Source organism: Bacteroides bouchesdurhonensis, assembly GCF_900155865.1.
In the GTDB taxonomy this organism is placed as follows: domain Bacteria; phylum Bacteroidota; class Bacteroidia; order Bacteroidales; family Bacteroidaceae; genus Bacteroides; species Bacteroides bouchesdurhonensis.
In genome coordinates this window covers 1-2,552 of record NZ_LT707025.1, presented here as the reverse complement: position 1 = coordinate 2,552, position 2,552 = coordinate 1, and the positions used below count along the sequence as shown (strand labels likewise).

General features: G+C 39.3%; 1 protein-coding gene and 1 pseudogene. Both read left to right on the top strand.

Translation table 11 applies throughout. The features are described from left to right. A partial coding sequence (locus CZ225_RS22850; RefSeq protein ID WP_234983205.1) for an RHS repeat-associated core domain-containing protein occupies nucleotides 1-1,162 on the top strand: 1,162 nt, incomplete at its 5' end. A gap of 626 nt (nucleotides 1,163-1,788) precedes the next feature. Then, nucleotides 1,789-2,552: pseudogene (locus CZ225_RS22840) on the top strand (hypothetical protein); the annotation flags it as partial.

The following is a 2,552-nucleotide window of genomic DNA, read 5'->3' as shown; positions in this document are numbered from 1 at the left end:
TAAAAATGGCAATCTGACTAAAGATTTAAACAAGGATATTAGTAAAATCGGATATAATCTTTTAAATTTGCCTGATGAGGTAACCTTTGCCAACGGTAACAGTATCCGGTATGAGTATGCTGCTGACGGGACGAAGCTTCGTACGGTACACAAGACGGGTGCTACTACCTTGACAACGGATTACTGTGGGAATGCGGTCTATGAGAACGGGGTGTTGAGGATGCTGCTCAATGAGGCGGGGTATGTGAGTTTCCCGGACAGGAAGTTCCATTTCTATTTGAAGGATCATCAGGGAAATACCCGTTTGGTGGCGGATAAGGATGGTAATGTGGAGGAGACGAATGCGTATTATCCGTTTGGGGGGACTTTCACTTCAACAGCTAGTGTTCAGCCTTACAAGTATAATGGTAAGGAGTTGGATCAGAAGAATGGGCTGAACTGGTATGATTATGGTGCCAGACATTATGATGCGGCGATAGGTAGGTGGCATGTGGTGGATCCGATGAGTGAGAAATATTATTCAATTAATCCATATGTTTATGTTGCAAATAATCCCATAAGAAATATAGATCCTGAAGGAGATACAATATTTGTTGATAATACTGGTTATATAATGCGCAATGACAATAAAGATAACCTTGTTTATAATAATAATATTTTTCTGGGTGAACTTGGAGGAGTAATAAACATTGATGAAATTTATTCTAATTTATTGGCGAAAAACACCTCTGAATCAGAAGATATTATTAATCCTTTTACTTTTAGGAATAAAGTTAAAACTAATGGAGAATGGGACTTGAAAAATAATAAAAATACGATTTATGGTTTAGGTAATGATGGAAAAACTATATTCAATTTTGACGGAGATAAAATGGAAGCTCAAGATATAGGAAATCATCATTTTGGAGCAGTAGCATTGGCATATGGTTGGTTTCCAAGTGAAAAGTTTATTCTTAAACAAGCAGGTGAATATCAAATAAAGTCAGGAACCTCAAAATCAGAATGGCAGATTTATCAAAACACCACCATAAAAGTAGACTCTCCTACTATTGGAGTATATACAGTAACAAAGCGAAAAATGATGCCACCGTATGGAGATGACCCCAGAGATCAGAAATGGATTAAATCAGGTTTTAACTTTTATAAAACTAGAAAAAAATGAAATCTAAGATTGTAATATTTATAATTATTGGAGGTATTCTAATTTACTTTTTATATAGTATATTAACGTTCAACTTAGGAGACGATTTTAAATTGTTACGAAGGTATAAATATAAGGACCGAGTTAATATAGATCTATATTATATTCCATCAAATGCAACTAGTTGTGATTATATTCAGGTTAGAATAAAAGAAATGGAAAGTAAAGAAGATACTATAATCAATTTTGAAAGATATAATTATGTTGCAAATTCCAAACTAAATGATACTCTATTGAAGTTAGTATTGAAAGATACTAGTATATATCATATTATCCGAAAAGACACTTTTATCATTAATATAAATGATTGTTTAAAAGAATAATAGAAAGCAATTTTTAAGATGTGTCTTACCCTGATATAGGTTGTCTAATTAAAGATAATTTATATCAGGGTATTTTATATATTAAATGTTTATTTTATAAATGTTTACCAACTCTACCCGTTCAATACAGCGAACATCCTATGTAAACCTCGTTCCTTACCAATTGGAACCAAAAAGAACTGGCGCATTACCTGACCTTCTACCCTAAACTGAGCGTGCGCATCTATTCCCTTTCGGCGGACAGCCTCACCTACCGGCAGGACTATGCGACAGGTATCTCTCGACTGTACGCAGACCATCAACGAGGACAGGCACATCAGCCTGGAATTCAAGGACTGGGTTACGGAGAAGATCTTTACCGCCTACGACTTCCTGGGGAACCCTACACAAGTCAGGAAAGTGCATACGGTCGGGTCGGAGACCCGGACAGAAGTCTATGTTCATACTTATGACCAGGCGGAGCGTTTGCTGAAAACAACCTGTCAGTTGGACAATGCCGCGGCAGTGACGATCGTGGATAACACCTATGATGAGGTGGGACGCTTGAAGTCGGACGGTAGGAACGGAAACGCGAAACTGAAAACGGAGTATGCGTATAACGTCCGTTCGTGGACGAAGAGTATTACGGGAACGTTGTTCAGTCAGACGCTCAATTATCAGGAGGCGATAACGGGGAATACTCCCTGCTATAATGGAAACATCAGCAGCATGTCGTGGAAGGCGGGATCGGAAACCAGCCAAAGAGGGTATCGTTTCACGTATGACGGGCTTTCCAGGTTGAAGGATGCCCTCTACGGGGAAGGCACTACGCTTGCAGCTAATACGGACCGGTTCAATGAGCAGGTTACGGGGTATGACAAGATGGGGAATATTCTGGGGTTGAAGCGTTACGGGCAGACTACTGCAAGTACCTATGGGCTGATCGATCATCTGGCTTTGACGTATAACGGTAACCGGTTGCGGGCAGTCAGGGATGCGGCAACAAACTCTGTCTATGGGAATGGTACGGAGTTTAAAGACGGCAGTAA